Below are 15,447 nucleotides of genomic sequence, written 5' to 3'. Positions count from 1 at the left end.
CCCCGTGGGTCAATTGGCCCACGGGGGAGTGATCCGGGTGCCGTCGGCCAGTTCGGCCTCCAGGCCGACGGAGGTGGTGACCCAGGACGTCGCGGTCCGCTCGGTGGGGTTCTCGACGGCGAGGGTCGCCCCCGGGTTGATGATCACCGTGTCGCCCGCGGTGACGCGCTCGGTGCGGCCGTCGAGGGTGATCAGCAGTTCGCCGGTGAGCAGGTGGAAGATCTCCTCCCGGCTGACGGTGTGCGCGGGCGCCTTCGTGCCCGCCGGGATCTCGCCCCGCCAGGCGCACAGCTCCTTGCTGCCGCTGCGCGGGGTGGCGTACGAGACGAAACGGGCGCCGTGGATCTCGTGGGTCACGGCTTCGGACGAGCGGACGACGGGCATGGCGGACTCCTGTCGGCGAGGGGCCTGTTGGTCAAGGTGCTTGACTACCTTGTCGGGCTCCATGGTCAAGCTGCTTGACCAATGCGTCAAGGGTGTTTCAATGCCCACGTGCAGAACTTTGACGCCATGGCCCTGTCCGCCGCCGTGCTCGCCGCCGCGGGTGGGCTCACGCAGCGCATCCACGAGGGTGTCGTCGCCCGTGGCTTCGAAGGGCTGCGGCCCGCGCACGGCTTCGCCTTCGCCCGGCTGGCCCCGGACGGCGCGACGGTCACCGACCTCGCCGCGCATCTCGGGATGACCAAGCAGGCCGCCAGTCAGCTCGTCGACGAGCTGGTCCGCAAGGGGTACGCCGAACGTCGGCCGCACCCCGCCGACGCGCGGGCCCGGCTGGTCGTGCTGACCGAGTCGGGGTGGGCCTGCACGCGGGCCGCGGAGGAGGCGGCGGCGGAGGCCGTGCGCGCATGGGTCGACGTGCTGGGCGAGGGCGAGGTCCAGGCGCTGCGCGACCGTCTGCTGCGAGTAGCGCCCGACGGGCCTGTGCGGCCCGCCTGGTGAGCCCCCACCACCCGCGGTCTTCACTGACTTCGACTGACTTCGACTGACGAGGCGCACGGCGCGCCGAGCGGGGCCTGTCCGGTCTGAGCCGCCGGACAGGCCCCGCGTTCCCCCGTGTCCCGGGTCAGCCGCTGTGCCGGCCCCCGGTCGTGGCCCGCCGGCGGACCGACGCGAACAGCACGGCCGCGCCGACCGCCAGGGCGGCGGCGCCACCGACGGCGATGTAGGGCGTGGTGCTGTCCCCGCCGGTCTCGGCGAGGTTCTCGGTGCCCGCGCCGGCGGCCTTGACCTGGTTGGGCTCGCCACCGGCGGTCGGCGTCGCGGCGTCCTCCGGTGTCCCGCCGGACGCCTCGGCCGACGCCTTGTCCGGGGCGGCCGGGTCCGTCGGGTCCGCCGTCGTCCCGGCGTCCTGGTCGCCGTGGCCGTTGTGCTCGATCGTCGACTTGTCGGCCGCGGCCGCGATCTGCTCCTCGGACGGAGCGGAGGCGGCCGGGGCCGGGGCGGCACCGCTCGCGGAGTCGCCGCTCTCGGCGCCGCCGTTGTCGCCGCCGCCGAAGGAGATGTCGGAGCAGGAGTAGAACGCCTCCGGGCTGTCCGAGCGCTGCCACACCGCGTACAGCAGGTGCTTGCCGGAACGCTCGGGGAGGGTCCCGGAGAAGGTGTAGAAACCGCCGGAGGCGGCCGGGTCGGTGACCGTGGCTACCGGGGCGGACAGGTCCAGGTCGCCCCAGCCCAGCGGCCCCGCCGGGTCGTAACCGGGCTTGGTGATGTACACCTTGAAGGTGCCCTTGTGCGGGGCTGTCACGCGGTACTTGAAGGTGTACGAGCCGCTGCTCACGCTGGTCGCGGGCCAGTCCGCGCGGGCCAGGTCCATCCCCTTGAAGGCCGGGTCGTTGGCGCTGCACAGCTTGCCGTCCGGGATCAGCTCCTGGTGCTTCCCGGCGGCGTTGCCGATGCGGATGCCGTTCCAGTCGTAGAGCGCCTGCGTGCCGCCCGCCGCGACCGCCGCCTTGCAGGCGTCCGACTTCGGGCTCTCCGGGCCCTCGGCGTGACACTGCGACACCCGGCTGACCGGGTCGCCCATCGAACCGTGCGCGGCCGCGGGTGCGGCGGCCAGTGTGGTCAGGGCGAGCGGGGCGAGGCCGGCGACGGCGGCGACCTTGCGGGACGCGGACGATGCGGGCATGGGGAACTCCTTGAACGGTCGCTGGGGGCGTGGGCCTTGGGCCGTGGACCCGTGGGGGTGATCAGCAAACTAGCCCCAAGAAACCGTGGAATCGCCTGCTGGCGACGGGTGATGGAGATCCTTATGGTCGCGTTAAGGGAGTGCTCAGGCTGCGCTGAGGTAGCTACCGTTCGAGCCATGACAGAAGAGCAGATCCGGCCGGCGGCCCCCGCCGACCTACCGGCGGTGAAGGCCGTCACCGACGCCGCCTACCGCCCCTACATCGAGCGCATCGGGGTGGTGCCGCAGCCGATGGAGGCCGATCACGCGGCGAACGTGGCCGCGGGGAAGGTGTTCGTCACGGAAGCCTCGGGCGAGCCCGCGGCGGGCCTCGCGGGAGTCGTGGGCGTCGTGGTCCTGGACGTGTTCCCCGACCACCTCTTCCTCGACAGCGTCGCCGTCCACCCCGACGCGCACGGCAGGGGCGTGGGGCGGCGGCTGCTGCGGTTCGTGGACGCACGCGCGCGTGCGTTGGGCCTGCCCGAGGTCAGGCTCTACACGAACGCGTTGATGTGGGAGAACCAGGAGATCTACCCGAAGTACGGGTACGAGGTCGTGGAACGCCGTGTGGACGGGCCCTACGACCGCGTCCACTACCGTAAGCGGCTGCTCTGACGCGTCTCATGACGTGACCGGCCCGGTCAGTTGTCCGGCCACCACGTGCGCGCGATGTCCTTGCGGACCTCCGGGCGTCCCGAGGGGCGCTCGTCGGCCTCCTCACGGACTCGGCGGGCGTCGGTCTTCTTCAGGGGCTTCTGCACGGTCAGACGGCGCATGGCTGCCTCCTTACGGATCCACCGGGTTCCGCGTTCTCACGGAGGTAGACCCTTTCCCCGAGACTTACTCATCGATGCATGACTGTCAGTGGCGGTTGTCACGATCCGGCGTCCCGATCCCGTTGTCAGTGGCGGGTGTCACTCTTGGCGGCATGGCGAACAACAGTGACGGGACGACCGCGCCGAGTATCGACTGGGACGCGGAGGCCGCCGCCTTCGACGACGAGCCGGACCACGGTCTGCGCGACGCGGACGTGCGCCGGGCCTGGGCGGCCCGGCTGGCGTCATGGCTGCCCGCGCTCCCCGGCGACGTCCTCGACCTGGGGTGCGGCACCGGCAGCCTGTCGCTCCTCGCGGCCGAACAGGGACACCGCGTCACCGGCGTCGACCTGTCCCCGGCGATGGTGGCGCTGGCCAGAGCCAAACTCGCCGGCCGTGACGCGGTGTTTCTCACCGGTGACGCGGTGGCACCGCCGGTGGGCGAGCAGCGCTTCGACACCGTGCTGGTCCGGCACGTGCTGTGGACGCTGCCCGACCCCGGCCGGGTCCTGCGGCACTGGCGGGAGTTGCTGCGTCCCGGCGGGCGGCTGGTCCTGGTCGAGGGCGTGTGGGGGTCCGTCGCCCCGGTCGGCATGGCTGCCCACCGGCTCACCTCCCTCCTCGCCCCGCTCGCCGGCGAGGTGCGCGTGGAGCGGCTGTCGGACGACCCGTCGCTGTGGGGGAGACAGGTGGCGGACGAGCGGTACGCGGTGGTCGCGATGCCCGAGTGAGCCAGGCCCTGGTCCTCCTGGTCCCCCTAGGGCCTGTCTGACAGTTCCCGCCTGCCTCGCGGCGCCATGCACGCACTCTCGCCGCACCGGGCGCAGAGCCAAGTACATCCAGTACGAGGCTCTACGCCCGGCACTCCCCCAGCCTTCGGCCGGGGGGACCCCCAGAGCACGCACCTGACGCCGCGAGGCCGCCCTTCGGGCGACGACGCGAATTGTCAGACAGGCCCTAGACCAACAAGTTCGTGAATCCGCCCCCGCGGGCCAGCCGCTCCAGTTCGTCCAGCGCGGCCACGGCGGCGGCAGCGGCCGCGGGATCCCGCTCCGCCAGACCGCTCTCGGCGAACTCGTCCTCGTCCAGCCGCAGTACCTCCGTGCCGTCCGCGGAGCGCCACAGGTCCAGGTCGAGGTCCTCCACGACCAGTTCCGTGCCGGTCAGTACGGCGGGACGGGTGATGTCGCAGTACCAGCCCTTGAGCAGGCCGGCCGCCGTCCGGACCTCTTTCACCGAGTACCACCGGTCGCGCCAGTAGTACTCGGTGAAGACGTCGCCTGCCTCGAAGCGCACGAAGCCGAAGTCGCGGACGCCGGCACCGGCCCAGGGGGCGCGGACCGCCACGCGGGTGCCGTCGTCGTGCAGCAACTCGCCCGCGTACCGGATCTTCGTGCGGCCCGCCTTGACCAGGACGACATCCACCCCGGCCGGCGGCTCAGCCGAGTTCGCGGACATGACGCACCTCCGTCCCGCAGACCTCGTACCCGAGCCACTTGTTGATGGCGAGCATCGGGCCGTTGTCGGTGTCGTTGCCCGTGAACGCCTCCGTGTATCCGGCGGCACGGGCCCGGTACAGGGAGTCGGTCTTGGCGAGTTTGGCGAGACCCCGGCCGCGGTGGGCACGGACCGTGCCGGTCATCGCGGTCGAATAGCGGGTGCCGCCGTCGGTGTAGGCGACGCTGAAGGCGACGGGACGGCCGTCGACGACCGCGACCGTGGTCAGTTCACGGTTCAGCAGCGGATGCCGCCAGGTCTCCGCGAGCCAGGCCTCGTAGTCCGTGAACTCGATGTCGACATCGCTCGGTTCGTCCTCCAGCGTCTCCGCGTCCAGCTCGAACATCGGGCGGGGATCGTCGGCGAAGTCGGCGGCGGTGCGCAGTTCGACACCCGGGGGAGGGGACGGCAGGGGCGGCAGCGTGCCGTTCGCCAGGTCGAAGCGGAGGAAGTGGGCGGAGCGCCGCCGCTCGTAGCCGTGCCGCTCGGCGAAGGCCAGGCTGGCGGGCTCGTCCAGCACCCAGGCGAACAGCCTCGTCGCCCCCTCGGTGGCCAGGTACTCCTCGGCCGTACGCACCAGCAGCCCGCCGGCACCGCGCCCGACCCTGTCCGGGTGGACGTAGATGTTGAGGTACGCCTGACCGGGCTCCGGGCTGTCGTGCACCAGCCCCACCTGGGCCGTCCCGATCATCTCCCCGCCCTCCTCCGCGACCAGGGACCGGCTCCGGGCGTCCGGGTGGGTGTGGAGGAGGTGATGGACGACGGCCTCGGGCGTCCACAGGATGAACGGCAGGGCGACATGGCGGACATGGGCGAAGGCCGCGACGTCGGCCGGATCGTCGGGACGCAGGTCCCGCACAAGAACGGTCATGTCGGCGCACGCTACGGCGGACGGGCGGTCGGATGCCTCTCATTTTCCCGGGGATGCGGGACAATCGCCCCGTGACCTTGAAGATCCACATCGACGACGGCGCCCCGCCCTACGAGCAGGTGCGCGCGCAGATCTCCGAACAGGCGCGGTCGGGGGCGCTGCCGGTCGGGTACCGGCTGCCGACCGTGCGCGGACTGGCGGAGTCCCTGGGGCTCGCCGCGAACACGGTCGCCAAGGCGTACCGGGCGCTGGAGGGGGACGGGGTGATCGAGACGCGGGGGCGCAACGGAACGTTTGTCGCTGCCGCGGGCTCTGCCGCCGAGCGGGAGTTGGCGTCCGCCGCGCAGGAGTACGCCGCGCGGGCACGGCGGCTGGGGCTCGGGGAGGCGGACGCGCTGGGCGCGGCGCGGGACGCCCTGCGGGCGGCCTACGGGGACTGAGGCGCTCTTCTATCCGCGGGTGCGTGGTGGCTGGTCGCGCCCGCGCGGCGGAGCCGCACAATGTCTCAGCCCCGCGCCCCTGGGGGGCGTGCGGGTGACCGTCAGCCGCGCTGCCTGCGCCAGCCTGGCGAACGCCGTCGCGTCCCGGACCGCCGCCCCCGTCGGGTCGTTGTTGAAGTACGCGTACACGTCGCAACCTTCCGGCCACGTCGTCGTGATGCGGTCGACCCATGTCATGAGCGACCGGCGTCCGTAGTGCGGCCACGGCGCGGCACGCCCCTGGTGGAAGCGGACGTAGCCCCAGTCGGTGGTGCGCCACAGCGGGGTGGCCGGGCGGGCCCGGACGTCGGCCCAGCACAGGGCCGCGCCCCGCGACTCCAGGACTCCGCGCACCTCGGGTGTCCACCAGGACTCGTGCCGGGGCTCGACCGCGACCCGAGTCCCGGGCGGGAAGCAGGCGAGGCAGGCGTCCAGGAGGGGCGGGTCGCTCCGTAGCGTCGGCGGGAGTTGCAGCAGGACGGGACCGAGGCGGTCGCCCAGGCCCGCCGTGTGGGTCATCAGGCGGTCGACCGGTTCCTCGGGGTCCCGCAGCCGTTTGATGTGGGTCAGGTAGCGACTCGCCTTGACCGCGACCACGAAGTCCGCCGGTACCCGATCGCGCCACGCCTCGAACGTCTCCCGGGTGGGCAGCCGGTAGAACGCGTTGTTGATCTCGACCGTCGCGAAGCCGGCCGCGTACCGCTCCAGCCACAGCCGTACGGGCAGGCCGGGCGGGTACAGGACGTCCCGCCAGTCCCGGTACTGCCAGCCCGACGTGCCGACGAACAGGGTCATACCCCCATCAAAACACCCGACCGCCCCCACTACAGGTACAGTCCGGCCTCCGCGCCGTCCCGCGGCTCCGGCAGCGCGGTGGGCGAGGTGCCCCGGCGCAGCGCGTACAGCTCCGCCAGCGTCGCGCCCTCGCGGCCCACCCCCTCCTCGGTGCCGAGCCAGTCCACCGCCTCCCGGCGGGTCAGCGGGCCGACCTCGATGCGGGCCAGGCAGCGGCCGGGGCGGACGACGGCGGGGTGGAGGCGCTCCAGATCCTCGTTGGTCGTGACGCCGACCAGGACGTTGCGGCCCTGGCCGAGCAGGCCGTCGGTCAGGTTCAGCAGCCGGGAGAGCGCCTGGCCGGCGGTGTGCTTGGCCTCGCCGCGGATCAGCTCGTCGCAGTCCTCCAGCAACAGCAGCCGCCAGCGGCCCTTGCCCGCCGCGTCCTCCTCGCCGATGGCGATGTCCATCAGGTAGCCCACGTCGGAGAAGAGGCGCTCGGGGTCGAGGACGCAGTCCACCTGGCACCAGTCCCGCCAGGACCGGGCGAGCGTGCGCAGCGCCGACGTCTTGCCGGTGCCGGGCGGCCCGTGCAGGAGCAGCAGCCGGCCCGCGATGTCCTCGGGGGTCGTCTTCATCAGACCGTCCATCGCGTCCGCGACCGGCGCCGTGTAGTTGGCCCGGACCTCGTCCCAGGTGCCCGCGGAGATCTGCCGGGTGGTGCGGTGCGGGCCGCGCCGCGGGGAGACGTACCAGAAGCCCATCGTCACGTTCTCCGGCTGCGGCTCGGGCTCGTCCGCCGCGCCGTCCGTCGCGTCCGCGAGCACCTTCTCGGCCAGGTCGGCGCTGGTCGCCGTCACCGTGACGTCGGCGCCCCGGTTCCAGCGCGAGATCAGCAGCGTCCAGCCGTCGCCCTCCGCCAGCGTCGCGCTGCGGTCGTCGTCGCGGGCGTTCCGCAGCACGCGCGCGCCGGGCGGCAGCAGCGTCGCACCGGACCGTACGCGGTCGATGTTCGCCGCGTGCGAGTACGGCTGCTCGCCCGTGGCGAAACGGCCGAGGAACAGCGCGTCGATGACATCTGACGGGGAGTCGCTGTCGTCGACGTTGAGCCGGATCGGCAGGGCCTCGTGCGGGTTCACGGACATGCCGCCATGATCCGGCACACGGCCGCCGCGTGCACCCGGTTTCCCGGGCACACGCGGCAAGGACGGCACGCGGCGGTCGGCGGTCGGGCGGCCGGCGGTTCAGGCACCGGCCCCCGACGCCCGCCTTTGCGCCCGCCGTGTCCCGCGGAGTACGGCGTACCCCTTGGTGAGGGCCCGGTCCCGGGCGAAGGTACGGGCGATCGCGCGGCCCTCGACCAGCCGGGCGAACTCGTCGGGCCCCGTGCTCCTGCGCACGGTGACCCGCCGCAGGGCGTACGGCCCCTGGGCGCGGCGCGCCAGGTCGTTGCCGACGGCGAGCGCCTGCGCGTACCCCGTCTCGCGCACCGCCCGCCGCACCCGGCGGTCGGAGTACCCGTAGGGGTAGGCGAACGAGGCCGGTACGGAGCCCAGTTGGTCGGCGACGATCTCCTTGCAGTGGATCAGCTCGAACCGCAACCGCTGTTCGCCGAGTTGGTCGAGCTGCGGGTGGGTGTGGCTGTGCCCGCCGATCTCCACGCCGGCGGCGGCCAGTTCACGGACCTGGTCCCAGTCGAGCATGGTGTCCAGGGCGCCCCCGGTGACGTACGGGCCGCGCAGCCAGCCGGTCGTGACGAACAGGGTGGCCGGGAAGCCGAGCTTGGCGAGGACGGGCAGGGCGTGCCGGTGCACCCCCTCGTAGCCGTCGTCGAAGGTGATGAGGACGGGCCGCTTCGGCAGCGGCCGGCCGGAGCGCCATGCGGCGGCCAGCTCCGCGGTGCCGATCGGGGTGATGCCCCGGTCGGCGATCGCCGCCATCTGCTCGGCGAACGCCTCCGGGGTCACCGACAGCACGCGGGTCGCGTCGCTCGGGTCGGCCGCGACCGCGTGGTACATGAGGATCGGCACCCGCGCGTCGTACTCCTCGGCCTCCTCAGCCATGCGCGCCCCCCTCGACCGGTGCCACGGAGAACGTCGCCCCGCCACGCCGCGCCCGTACGCTCCCCACCACGTAGCCGCCCGCCGCGGTGAGCACCCCGGCGACGATCGCGCCCGCCCGTCCCGCGCCGCCCGGCCGGGCCAGCACGGCGTCGCGCAGTCCGCGCACCACACCGGCCGGCAGGACCCGGGTGGCGTACCGGCGTTCGGACTCCAGGCCCTTGGCGGCGCCGACGCTGCGCGCCACCAGGGCCTTGGACAGACCCTCGGCGTAGGTGCGGGTGCGGAAGTAGCCGAAGTGCTCGCGCACCTCGGGCACCCGGTGGTGGATCACCGCCCGGTCGTCGATCAGCAGCACCGCGTCGGGCCGGGCGCGGGTGAGCCGGATGCACAGTTCGGTCTCCTCGCAGCCCAGCGGGCGCTTGTCGCCGTCGCGTCCGATGCCGGTGGCGAAGCCGCCCGCCGCGTCGAACGCCTCGCGCCGGAAGGAGGCGTTGCCGCCCAGCACGTTGCGCACCCGGACCCGGCCGGGCGGCAGACCCCGGTACGTGCAGCCCACCACCCAGTCGAACTCCGCCGGGAACCAGTCGGGCCGGCGCCCCGACGCCCAGACGGGCACCGTGCGCCCGCCGACGGCGACGACCGCCGGGTCGGCGTACCCCTCGGCGAAGTGCCGCAGCCAGTCGCGCTCGGCCACGGCGTCGTCGTCGAGGAAGGCGATCACCTCCCCGCGCGAGGCGGCGATGCCGGTGTTGCGTCCGGCGGACAGGCCGCGGGGGCCCGCGTTGGCGAGCACCCGCACGTCCCGTGCCTCCTTGTACTCCTTCAGCAGCCGGTCCCGGAGCGCCTCGTTGTGGTCGACGACCAGCAGTGTCTCCCGGGCCGGGTGGGACTGCGCCCGCACCGAGGAGACCGCCGCGAGGATGTCCTCCCAGCGGTCCTCGGTGTAGACGCAGATCACGACGGAGACCGTGGGCGAGGCGTCGGAACCGCTCAAGACGCCTTCCTCCGGACCGGGACGATCGGAGTGACCGGCCGGGCCGGAGTGACCGGGCCGGCCGGGCCGAGCGTCGGCGAGTGGGTACGGCTGTGCAGCGCGCGCCGGTTGGAGCGCTCGTCGAGGATGACTCTGAGCACCCGCAGCCCGTCCCGCACGGCGCGCAGGTTGCTGACGCCGTGGATGCGCAGGTACTCGTGGCTGGGTATCTCCTGGACCTTCAGGCCGGCCTTGACGACCCGGATGTTCATCAGGGTCTCGACCTCGAAGCCGGTGCAGTCGAGGTCGATCTTGTCCAGGCAGTGCCGCCAGAAGGCGTTGTAGCCGTAGCAGAGGTCGGTGTAGCGGGCGCCGAACTTCCGGTTGACCACCGCGCACAGGGCGCGGTTGCCGAGCTTGCGGATGAAGGTCATGTCGTCGGTGCCGCCGCCGTTGGCGAAGCGGGAACCCTTGGCGAAGTCGGCGCCGGAGACGAGGGCGGAGACGTAGGACACGATCTCCTGGCCGTCGGCCGAACCGTCGGCGTCGACCATCACGATGATGTCGCCGGTGCACGCCTTGAAGCCGGTGATCAGCGCGTCCCCCTTGCCCTTGCCGCGCTGCTCGACGACCTTGACGTCCGGCCACAGCTCCCGGGCGACCTCGATGGTGTCGTCGGTGGAGTTGCCGTCCACGAGGACGACCTCGTGGACCCAGTCGGGCAGTGTCTTGAAGACGTAGGGAAGGTTCTCCGCCTCGTTCATGGCGGGTATCACCACGCTCACCGGCGGAGCTATCGCCAGATGCGAGGAGACGGGCCGGTACTTCTCGGCCGGTGACGGATCGGATGTCGGATCGGAAGACGGATCGTTGCCCGTCGACGCCGGCTGCAGGACTGAGCTCATGAGTCTGTTCCCTCTCGTCCGGCGGACCGCCCGCCCCAGGGGCGGTCCGGCTCTGTATCCGGTTCGAAAGGGGGGTTATCACCCACGGCGCGACGGCATGGATCTCCGTGCGTGCCAGGTGAGCTGGCAAAGCCTGTCGACGCCGGAAAGAAACGGCAGCCGACTGCGCGGCACGGCCCGGTCACCGATGCGGTCACCGAGCACGGCACCCCCCTACCGCGCGTCCCGCCCCGGTCCGCCGCGGCCTCGAGCCCTCCCCTGAGCCGCTTGCCGACGTACCGATGCGGGAGATGTATGACGGTATTGACGATTGAACCCATATGGCAAGACCTGGAACCAGGTATCACGTTTTTGTTGGTTTGCCGTCATCCGTTCTTCTTGCGGGGCGTTTTCACGCGGCGCCGGTCCCCCGGATCGTTCCGCTTTGCCCCCCGAAGCCCAAGATGCCGGGCCTCAATGTGACCCGGCCCGCAGGGGAGCGTCAAGGGCGCACTGGTGTTCGCGCTGACTTTCGTCCGATATTGAATGACTGTCAGCCATTTCTTGGCATGGACACTTCCTGTCGACGCGCGTAGCCGTTACCACGGTTGTAGCGGAGATCCTGCTAAAGGAGGTTCCATGAGACGTTCCCGACTTGTCGGCTTCCTGAGTTCACTCCTCCTCGCCGCCGGCGCCGCCCTCACCGGGGCCGCGACCGCTCAGGCGGCCCAACACGCCGCTGCCGGGGGCTATGTGGCGCTCGGTGACTCCTACTCCTCCGGGGTCGGAGCGGGCAGCTACATCGCCTCCAGCGGCGACTGCAAGCGCAGCACGAAGGCCCATCCGTACCTGTGGGCCGCCGCCAACTCACCCTCGTCGTTCGACTTCACCGCCTGCGCCGGCGCCCGTACGGGTGATGTTCTCGCCGGACAGCTCGGCCCGCTCGGCTCCGCCACCGGCCTGGTCTCGGTCAGCGTCGGCGGCAACGACGCCGGTTTCGCCGACGCCATGACGACGTGTGTGCTCCAGTCCGACAGCGCCTGCCTGTCGCGGATCGCCACCGCGAAGGCGTACGTCGACTCGACGCTGCCCGGCAACCTCGACAGCGTCTACTCGGCCATCCGCAACAAGGCGCCGGGCGCCCACGTCGTCGTCCTCGGCTACCCGCGCTTCTACCAGCTCGGCACCTCCTGCATCGGTCTCTCCGAGACCAAGCGGAAAGCGATCAACGACGCCTCCGACCACCTCAACACCGCCATCGCCAAGCGCGCCGCCGACCACGGCTTCACCTTCGGCGACGTACGTCCCACCTTCACCGGCCACGAGATCTGCTCCGGCAACTCCTGGCTGCACAGCGTGAACTGGCTCAACATCGGCGAGTCGTACCACCCGACCGCGGCCGGCCAGTCCGGCGGCTACCTGCCGGTCCTCAACGGCGCCGCCTGACCGGAGGCGGAAGGAGAAGGAGAAGAGGAAGGGGAGGCCCCGCCCGTCGGGGTCTCCCCCTCCGGCGCTGTCTCCGTCCCCGTTCCCGTCCCCGTCCCACAGGTCACGGAGAACGCCACCGAGTTCGACGTGGCCTCCACCGGAGACCGCACCTCCACGCGGACGGCACTCTCGAACGTGCCGCTGTCGTCGTTCGCCGTCACGACCACCGTGTCCTGCCGCGAGCGGTCACCTCCCGCGGGGAAGGACAACGTCTTCCACCCCGGGTCGGAGACCGACCCGTCCTCCGTCACCCAGCGGTAGCCGATCTGCGCGGGCAGCCGCCCCACCGTGAACGTCGCCGTGAAGGCGGGCGCCCGGTCGTGCGGCGGAGGGCAGGTCCCCGAGTACTCGGTGTGCGAGCCCGCCACGGAGACCTTCACCGACTGCGGTGCGGGACTGCTCTCCGGACTGTTGCTGCCGGAAGAGGCCGACGGGCTCGGCTCCTGACTCGACTCCGTCCGGCTCGGCGCGGCCGAATTCGCCCCAGGGCCCTGGCTCCCGCCCGGACCTTCCGTACCGCCACCGCCGTCCGAGCGGTTCAGCAGTGCGTACGTCAGTCCGGCCAGTGCGAGCGCGAGCACCACCAGCCCCAGGACCAGTACCGCCCGCGCGCGCCGGTCCCGGCCCTCGGGCGAGGTGGGTGCGGACCGGGCGGCCGTCGCAGTCGCCGGCACCGGCCCAGGCATCGGCATCGGCATCGGCGGAGTCGGCGGGACCGGTTCCGGACGGGCCGCGACGGTCGGGGCGTACGGGCCGGCCGGCACCGTGTCCGCGGGCGGCGCGGTTCCCCCGGCGCCCAGGATCCGCAGCTCCCGCTCGGCACGCTCGGCCGGGAGCCGTTCCGCCGGGTCCTTGCGCAGCAGGCCCTCGATGACGGGCCCGAGCGCACCGGCCCGGCGCGGCGGCGGCAACTCCTCGTCGACGATCGCCCGCAGGGTGCTCAGCGGGGTGTCCTGACGGAAGGGCGAGGCGCCCTCGACCGCCGCGTAGAGCAGCACGCCCAGCGACCAGAGGTCGGACTCGGGACCGGGCGTGCGGCCCAGCGCCCGTTCCGGAGCGAGGAACTCGGGCGATCCGATGACCTCGCCGGTCATGGTCAGCGCCGAGCTGCCCTCGACCATGGCGATCCCGAAGTCGGTGAGCACCACCCGGCCGTCGTTCGCCAGCAGCACGTTGGCCGGTTTCACGTCCCGGTGCAGCACCCCCGCCCCGTGCGCGGCCCGCAGCGCGGCCAGCACCTCGGCACCGATCCGCGCGGCCCGCCGCGGCTCCAGCGGCCCCTCGGCCGCCAATTGGTCGGACAGTGACAGTCCGCGGACCAGTTCCATCACGATCCAGGGCCGGCCGCCGTCGGTGGCCACGTCGTACACCGTGACCACGTTGTGGTGGGCGCCCCTGGCGGCCGCCCACGCCTCGCGCTCCAGCCGCGCGTACATCCGCCGCACATCGGTCTCCGGTAACCCGGCGGGCGCGCGCACCTCCTTGACGGCGACCTCGCGGTGCAGCACCTCGTCGCGGGCGCGCCACACCGTGCCCATGCCGCCCTCGCCGAGGGGGGACAGGAGGCGGTAGCGGTCGTCGATCACGCGCTCACCGCCGGGTTCTCCGGACACCGGCGCCCCCTGTGAGGTCTCGCGCGGACATTTCCCGGGAACGGGCCCGAATCACTCCCGCATTCCTCCCAAAAGTAGCTCAGCCGAGGGCGGATGCGGCCCCCTGAACACCAAACCGGCCCCGAGGACCACCACCACGAACGCCGACCCGGGTGGAGCGGCCCGACGCCGTACGCGGGCCACGGCAACGAGGTCGAGGCCTGGTGGGATCTGACTGAGTGCGACTGCGTTCTGGCGTGCGTGTGTGAGTACCGGGGGGTCTCGGGGGTCTGCTCAGAGCCGGGGCAGGGCCCGGAAGACCCTGTGAAGAACCCGGAATCCGGTCCCGCGGCCAAGACGTGCCCGGCCGACCCGCGTTTTCCGCCCGCCGATCCGTAACTCCTGCGGGGGCGTGCACGCCGCGCGCCCGGCGGTGACGCGGACGGGCCGGGCGCGGCCCGCGGGGAGAGGGGGACCGGGTGGAGGCGGACGAGCTGCTGATGCTCGTGGCGGACGGCGACCAGAAGGCCTTCGAGGAGCTGTACGGGCTGGTCTCCGGACCGGTGTTCGGACTCGTACGGCGCGTGGTGCGCGACCCCGCCCAGTCGGAGGAGGTGGCGCAGGAGGTGCTGCTCGAACTCTGGCGGTCCGCCGCGCGGTTCGACCCGCGCCGCGGCAGCGCCCTGTCCTGGATCCTCACCGTCGCCCACCGCCGCGCCGTCGACCGGGTGCGCAGCGCCCGCGCGGCCGGCGAACGCGAGCAGCGCGAGGCCCGCCGCGCCCACCACCCCGCCTTCGACCAGGTCTCGGAGGAGGTCGAGGCGGGCCTCGAACGCGAATGGGTGCGCCGCTGCCTGGACCGCCTGACCGCACTCCAGCGCCAGTCGGTCACCCTCGCCTACTACGACGGCTACACCTACCGGGAGGTGGCCGAGCGCCTCTCCCTCCCGCTCGGCACGGTGAAGACACGGATGAGAGACGGACTCAACCGCCTGCGCGACTGCCTGGGAGGTGTCGCGTGAGCCTCTTCGGCCGGCTGCCGCGCCGCGGCGACCTCCACTCGCTCGCCGCCCCGTACGCCCTGGACGCCCTCGAAGGCGCCGAACGGGTCCGCTTCGAACGGCACCTGGAGGGGTGCGAGCGCTGCGCCGCCGAGGTGCGGGCCCTGTCCGAGGACGCCGTCCGGCTGGCCTGGCCCACGGCCGCCCCGGCACCGGCCGCCCTGCGCGACCGGGTCCTGGCCGCCGTACGCACCACCGCGCAGGAGCCCGCGCCGGCGCCCGGGCGTGGGCCCGTGCGCCGGCTGCCGCCGCACGTGTGGGGCGTCCAGCCGCCGCCGGAGCGCTCCCGCGCGTCCCGGCCGCGCCCCCTGCTCGTGCCCTTCGCCACGGCGACGGCCGCCGCGGCGCTCGTGGTCGCCTCGCTCTTCGCCGTCCAGGCGAACCGGACCCAGGGCGAACTGGACACCGCGCGGGACCGGGCGCGTGAGATCGCCCACGTTCTGGCCGCGCCGGACGCCCGCGCGACGAGCGGCGAGGACGACCGGGGCCGCAGTATCGGAGTGGTCGCCTCCGCTTCCGAGGGGCGCGCGGTCGTCACCCTGAGCGGGTACGGCGAGCCGTCCGGCGACCGCGTGCGCCAACTCTGGCTCATGCGCCCCGGCGCAGTACCGCGCTCCCTCGGGCTCCTCGACGGCGACACGCCCCTGATCGCCTCCGGCCTGAACCGGGCCGCCACCTCACTGGCCGTGACGATCGAGCCCGACGGGGGCTCGGCCCGCCCGACGAGCAGGCCGGTTGTCCAACTCACCCTGGAACCTGTTGGATTCGGAGAGTAATCGTCAACCC

General features: G+C 72.7%; 18 protein-coding genes. 7 read left to right on the top strand and 11 right to left on the bottom strand.

All coding sequences use genetic code 11. The features are described from left to right. Positions 1–9 precede the first annotated feature (9 nt). Positions 10–384, bottom strand: a complete 375-nt coding sequence (locus ACFW48_RS33625) for a cupin domain-containing protein (protein ID WP_386321665.1) — start codon at positions 382–384, stop codon at positions 10–12. A gap of 108 nt (positions 385–492) precedes the next feature. Between ACFW48_RS33625 and ACFW48_RS33620 the strand changes: the two genes are divergently transcribed. After that, positions 493–939 carry a MarR family winged helix-turn-helix transcriptional regulator gene (locus tag ACFW48_RS33620; RefSeq protein ID WP_386321663.1) on the top strand — a complete coding sequence of 149 codons (447 nt, stop codon included), beginning with the start codon at positions 493–495 and terminating at the stop codon, positions 937–939. Positions 940–1,063: 124 nt separating this feature from the next. On the opposite strand, the gene ACFW48_RS33615 is transcribed toward ACFW48_RS33620, so the two are convergent. Continuing rightward, positions 1,064–2,125, bottom strand: a complete 1,062-nt coding sequence (locus ACFW48_RS33615; protein WP_386321661.1) for a lytic polysaccharide monooxygenase — start codon at positions 2,123–2,125, stop codon at positions 1,064–1,066. 177 nt (positions 2,126–2,302) lie between these two features. Here ACFW48_RS33615 and ACFW48_RS33610 point away from each other — a divergent pair, with 177 nt between their 5' ends. After that, positions 2,303–2,779, top strand: coding sequence for a GNAT family N-acetyltransferase (locus ACFW48_RS33610; RefSeq protein ID WP_386321659.1), 477 nt, complete (start codon positions 2,303–2,305; stop codon positions 2,777–2,779). Positions 2,780–2,805: 26 nt separating this feature from the next. Here the strand turns inward: ACFW48_RS33610 and ACFW48_RS33605 are convergent, their stop codons facing one another. After that, complete coding sequence (locus ACFW48_RS33605; protein ID WP_121746099.1) at positions 2,806–2,940, bottom strand: hypothetical protein; 135 nt, start codon at positions 2,938–2,940, stop codon at positions 2,806–2,808. Positions 2,941–3,092: 152 nt separating this feature from the next. On the opposite strand from ACFW48_RS33605, the gene ACFW48_RS33600 reads away from it, so the two are divergent. Continuing rightward, complete coding sequence (locus ACFW48_RS33600; protein WP_386321657.1) at positions 3,093–3,710, top strand: class I SAM-dependent methyltransferase; 618 nt, start codon at positions 3,093–3,095, stop codon at positions 3,708–3,710. Positions 3,711–3,936: 226 nt separating this feature from the next. Here ACFW48_RS33600 and ACFW48_RS33595 read toward each other — a convergent pair whose 3' ends face one another. Continuing rightward, positions 3,937–4,437, bottom strand: a complete 501-nt coding sequence (locus tag ACFW48_RS33595) for a DUF402 domain-containing protein (RefSeq protein ID WP_386321655.1) — start codon at positions 4,435–4,437, stop codon at positions 3,937–3,939. Then, positions 4,418–5,347 carry a GNAT family N-acetyltransferase gene (locus ACFW48_RS33590; RefSeq protein ID WP_386321653.1) on the bottom strand — a complete coding sequence of 310 codons (930 nt, stop codon included), beginning with the start codon at positions 5,345–5,347 and terminating at the stop codon, positions 4,418–4,420. The genes ACFW48_RS33595 and ACFW48_RS33590 overlap by 20 nt, the downstream gene beginning before the upstream one ends. 71 nt (positions 5,348–5,418) lie before the next feature. Between ACFW48_RS33590 and ACFW48_RS33585 the strand changes: the two genes are divergently transcribed. Further along, positions 5,419–5,787, top strand: a complete 369-nt coding sequence (locus ACFW48_RS33585) for a GntR family transcriptional regulator (protein WP_386321651.1) — start codon at positions 5,419–5,421, stop codon at positions 5,785–5,787. Positions 5,788–5,796: 9 nt separating this feature from the next. Here ACFW48_RS33585 and ACFW48_RS33580 read toward each other — a convergent pair whose 3' ends face one another. The 5 genes from ACFW48_RS33580 to ACFW48_RS33560 all read right to left on the bottom strand — a co-directional run bounded on the left by ACFW48_RS33580 (position 5,797) and on the right by ACFW48_RS33560 (position 10,541). After that, complete coding sequence (locus ACFW48_RS33580) at positions 5,797–6,621, bottom strand: DUF72 domain-containing protein (RefSeq protein ID WP_386321649.1); 825 nt, start codon at positions 6,619–6,621, stop codon at positions 5,797–5,799. A gap of 29 nt (positions 6,622–6,650) precedes the next feature. Further along, on the bottom strand, positions 6,651–7,745 hold the full coding sequence (locus tag ACFW48_RS33575) for a DUF5925 domain-containing protein (RefSeq protein WP_386321647.1): 1,095 nt from the start codon (positions 7,743–7,745) through the stop codon (positions 6,651–6,653). Positions 7,746–7,844: 99 nt separating this feature from the next. Next, a complete protein-coding gene (locus ACFW48_RS33570; RefSeq protein ID WP_386321645.1) occupies positions 7,845–8,663 on the bottom strand; it encodes a polysaccharide deacetylase family protein in 819 nt (272 codons plus the stop codon). Continuing rightward, positions 8,656–9,657 carry a glycosyltransferase gene (locus ACFW48_RS33565; protein WP_386321643.1) on the bottom strand — a complete coding sequence of 334 codons (1,002 nt, stop codon included), beginning with the start codon at positions 9,655–9,657 and terminating at the stop codon, positions 8,656–8,658. The genes ACFW48_RS33570 and ACFW48_RS33565 overlap by 8 nt, the downstream gene beginning before the upstream one ends. Beyond that, positions 9,654–10,541, bottom strand: a complete 888-nt coding sequence (locus ACFW48_RS33560) for a glycosyltransferase family 2 protein (protein WP_386321641.1) — start codon at positions 10,539–10,541, stop codon at positions 9,654–9,656. The genes ACFW48_RS33565 and ACFW48_RS33560 overlap by 4 nt, the downstream gene beginning before the upstream one ends. A gap of 618 nt (positions 10,542–11,159) precedes the next feature. On the opposite strand from ACFW48_RS33560, the gene ACFW48_RS33555 reads away from it, so the two are divergent. Next, positions 11,160–11,966 carry an SGNH/GDSL hydrolase family protein gene (locus tag ACFW48_RS33555; protein ID WP_386321639.1) on the top strand — a complete coding sequence of 269 codons (807 nt, stop codon included), beginning with the start codon at positions 11,160–11,162 and terminating at the stop codon, positions 11,964–11,966. On the opposite strand, the gene ACFW48_RS33550 is transcribed toward ACFW48_RS33555, so the two are convergent. Next, on the bottom strand, positions 11,936–13,621 hold the full coding sequence (locus tag ACFW48_RS33550) for a serine/threonine-protein kinase (RefSeq protein ID WP_386321637.1): 1,686 nt from the start codon (positions 13,619–13,621) through the stop codon (positions 11,936–11,938). The genes ACFW48_RS33555 and ACFW48_RS33550 overlap by 31 nt on opposite strands. A gap of 458 nt (positions 13,622–14,079) precedes the next feature. On the opposite strand from ACFW48_RS33550, the gene ACFW48_RS33545 reads away from it, so the two are divergent. Together ACFW48_RS33545 and ACFW48_RS33540 are read left to right on the top strand one after the other, a co-directional pair. After that, the gene (locus ACFW48_RS33545) at positions 14,080–14,622 is read left to right on the top strand and encodes a sigma-70 family RNA polymerase sigma factor (protein WP_386321632.1); all 543 of its coding nucleotides are present in this window, start codon (positions 14,080–14,082) and stop codon (positions 14,620–14,622) included. Continuing rightward, the gene (locus ACFW48_RS33540; protein WP_386321629.1) at positions 14,619–15,437 is read left to right on the top strand and encodes an anti-sigma factor domain-containing protein; all 819 of its coding nucleotides are present in this window, start codon (positions 14,619–14,621) and stop codon (positions 15,435–15,437) included. Before ACFW48_RS33545 ends, ACFW48_RS33540 begins: the two co-directional genes overlap by 4 nt. The last annotated feature ends 10 nt before the right edge of the window (positions 15,438–15,447 follow it).

The organism is Streptomyces sp. NPDC058812 (assembly GCF_042744565.1).
Lineage (GTDB): Bacteria > Actinomycetota > Actinomycetes > Streptomycetales > Streptomycetaceae > Streptomyces > Streptomyces thinghirensis.
The sequence above is the reverse complement of the archived record's forward strand: the minus strand, read 5'-3'. Positions and strand labels throughout refer to the sequence as shown.

Excerpts from the sequence above, each read along its gene's own strand:
- ACFW48_RS33595 (WP_386321655.1), bottom strand. The coding sequence starts at position 4,437 with ATGTCCGCGAACTCGGCTGAGCCGCCGGCCGGGGTGGATGTCGTCCTG.
- ACFW48_RS33605 (WP_121746099.1), bottom strand. The coding sequence starts at position 2,940 with ATGCGCCGTCTGACCGTGCAGAAGCCCCTGAAGAAGACCGACGCCCGC.
- ACFW48_RS33625 (WP_386321665.1), bottom strand. The coding sequence starts at position 384 with ATGCCCGTCGTCCGCTCGTCCGAAGCCGTGACCCACGAGATCCACGGC.
- ACFW48_RS33580 (WP_386321649.1), bottom strand. The coding sequence starts at position 6,621 with ATGACCCTGTTCGTCGGCACGTCGGGCTGGCAGTACCGGGACTGGCGG.
- ACFW48_RS33615 (WP_386321661.1), bottom strand. The coding sequence starts at position 2,125 with ATGCCCGCATCGTCCGCGTCCCGCAAGGTCGCCGCCGTCGCCGGCCTC.
- ACFW48_RS33555 (WP_386321639.1), top strand. The coding sequence starts at position 11,160 with ATGAGACGTTCCCGACTTGTCGGCTTCCTGAGTTCACTCCTCCTCGCC.
- ACFW48_RS33570 (WP_386321645.1), bottom strand. The coding sequence starts at position 8,663 with ATGGCTGAGGAGGCCGAGGAGTACGACGCGCGGGTGCCGATCCTCATG.
- ACFW48_RS33590 (WP_386321653.1), bottom strand. The coding sequence starts at position 5,347 with ATGACCGTTCTTGTGCGGGACCTGCGTCCCGACGATCCGGCCGACGTC.
- ACFW48_RS33575 (WP_386321647.1), bottom strand. The coding sequence starts at position 7,745 with ATGTCCGTGAACCCGCACGAGGCCCTGCCGATCCGGCTCAACGTCGAC.
- ACFW48_RS33600 (WP_386321657.1), top strand. The coding sequence starts at position 3,093 with ATGGCGAACAACAGTGACGGGACGACCGCGCCGAGTATCGACTGGGAC.
- ACFW48_RS33610 (WP_386321659.1), top strand. The coding sequence starts at position 2,303 with ATGACAGAAGAGCAGATCCGGCCGGCGGCCCCCGCCGACCTACCGGCG.
- ACFW48_RS33560 (WP_386321641.1), bottom strand. The coding sequence starts at position 10,541 with ATGAGCTCAGTCCTGCAGCCGGCGTCGACGGGCAACGATCCGTCTTCC.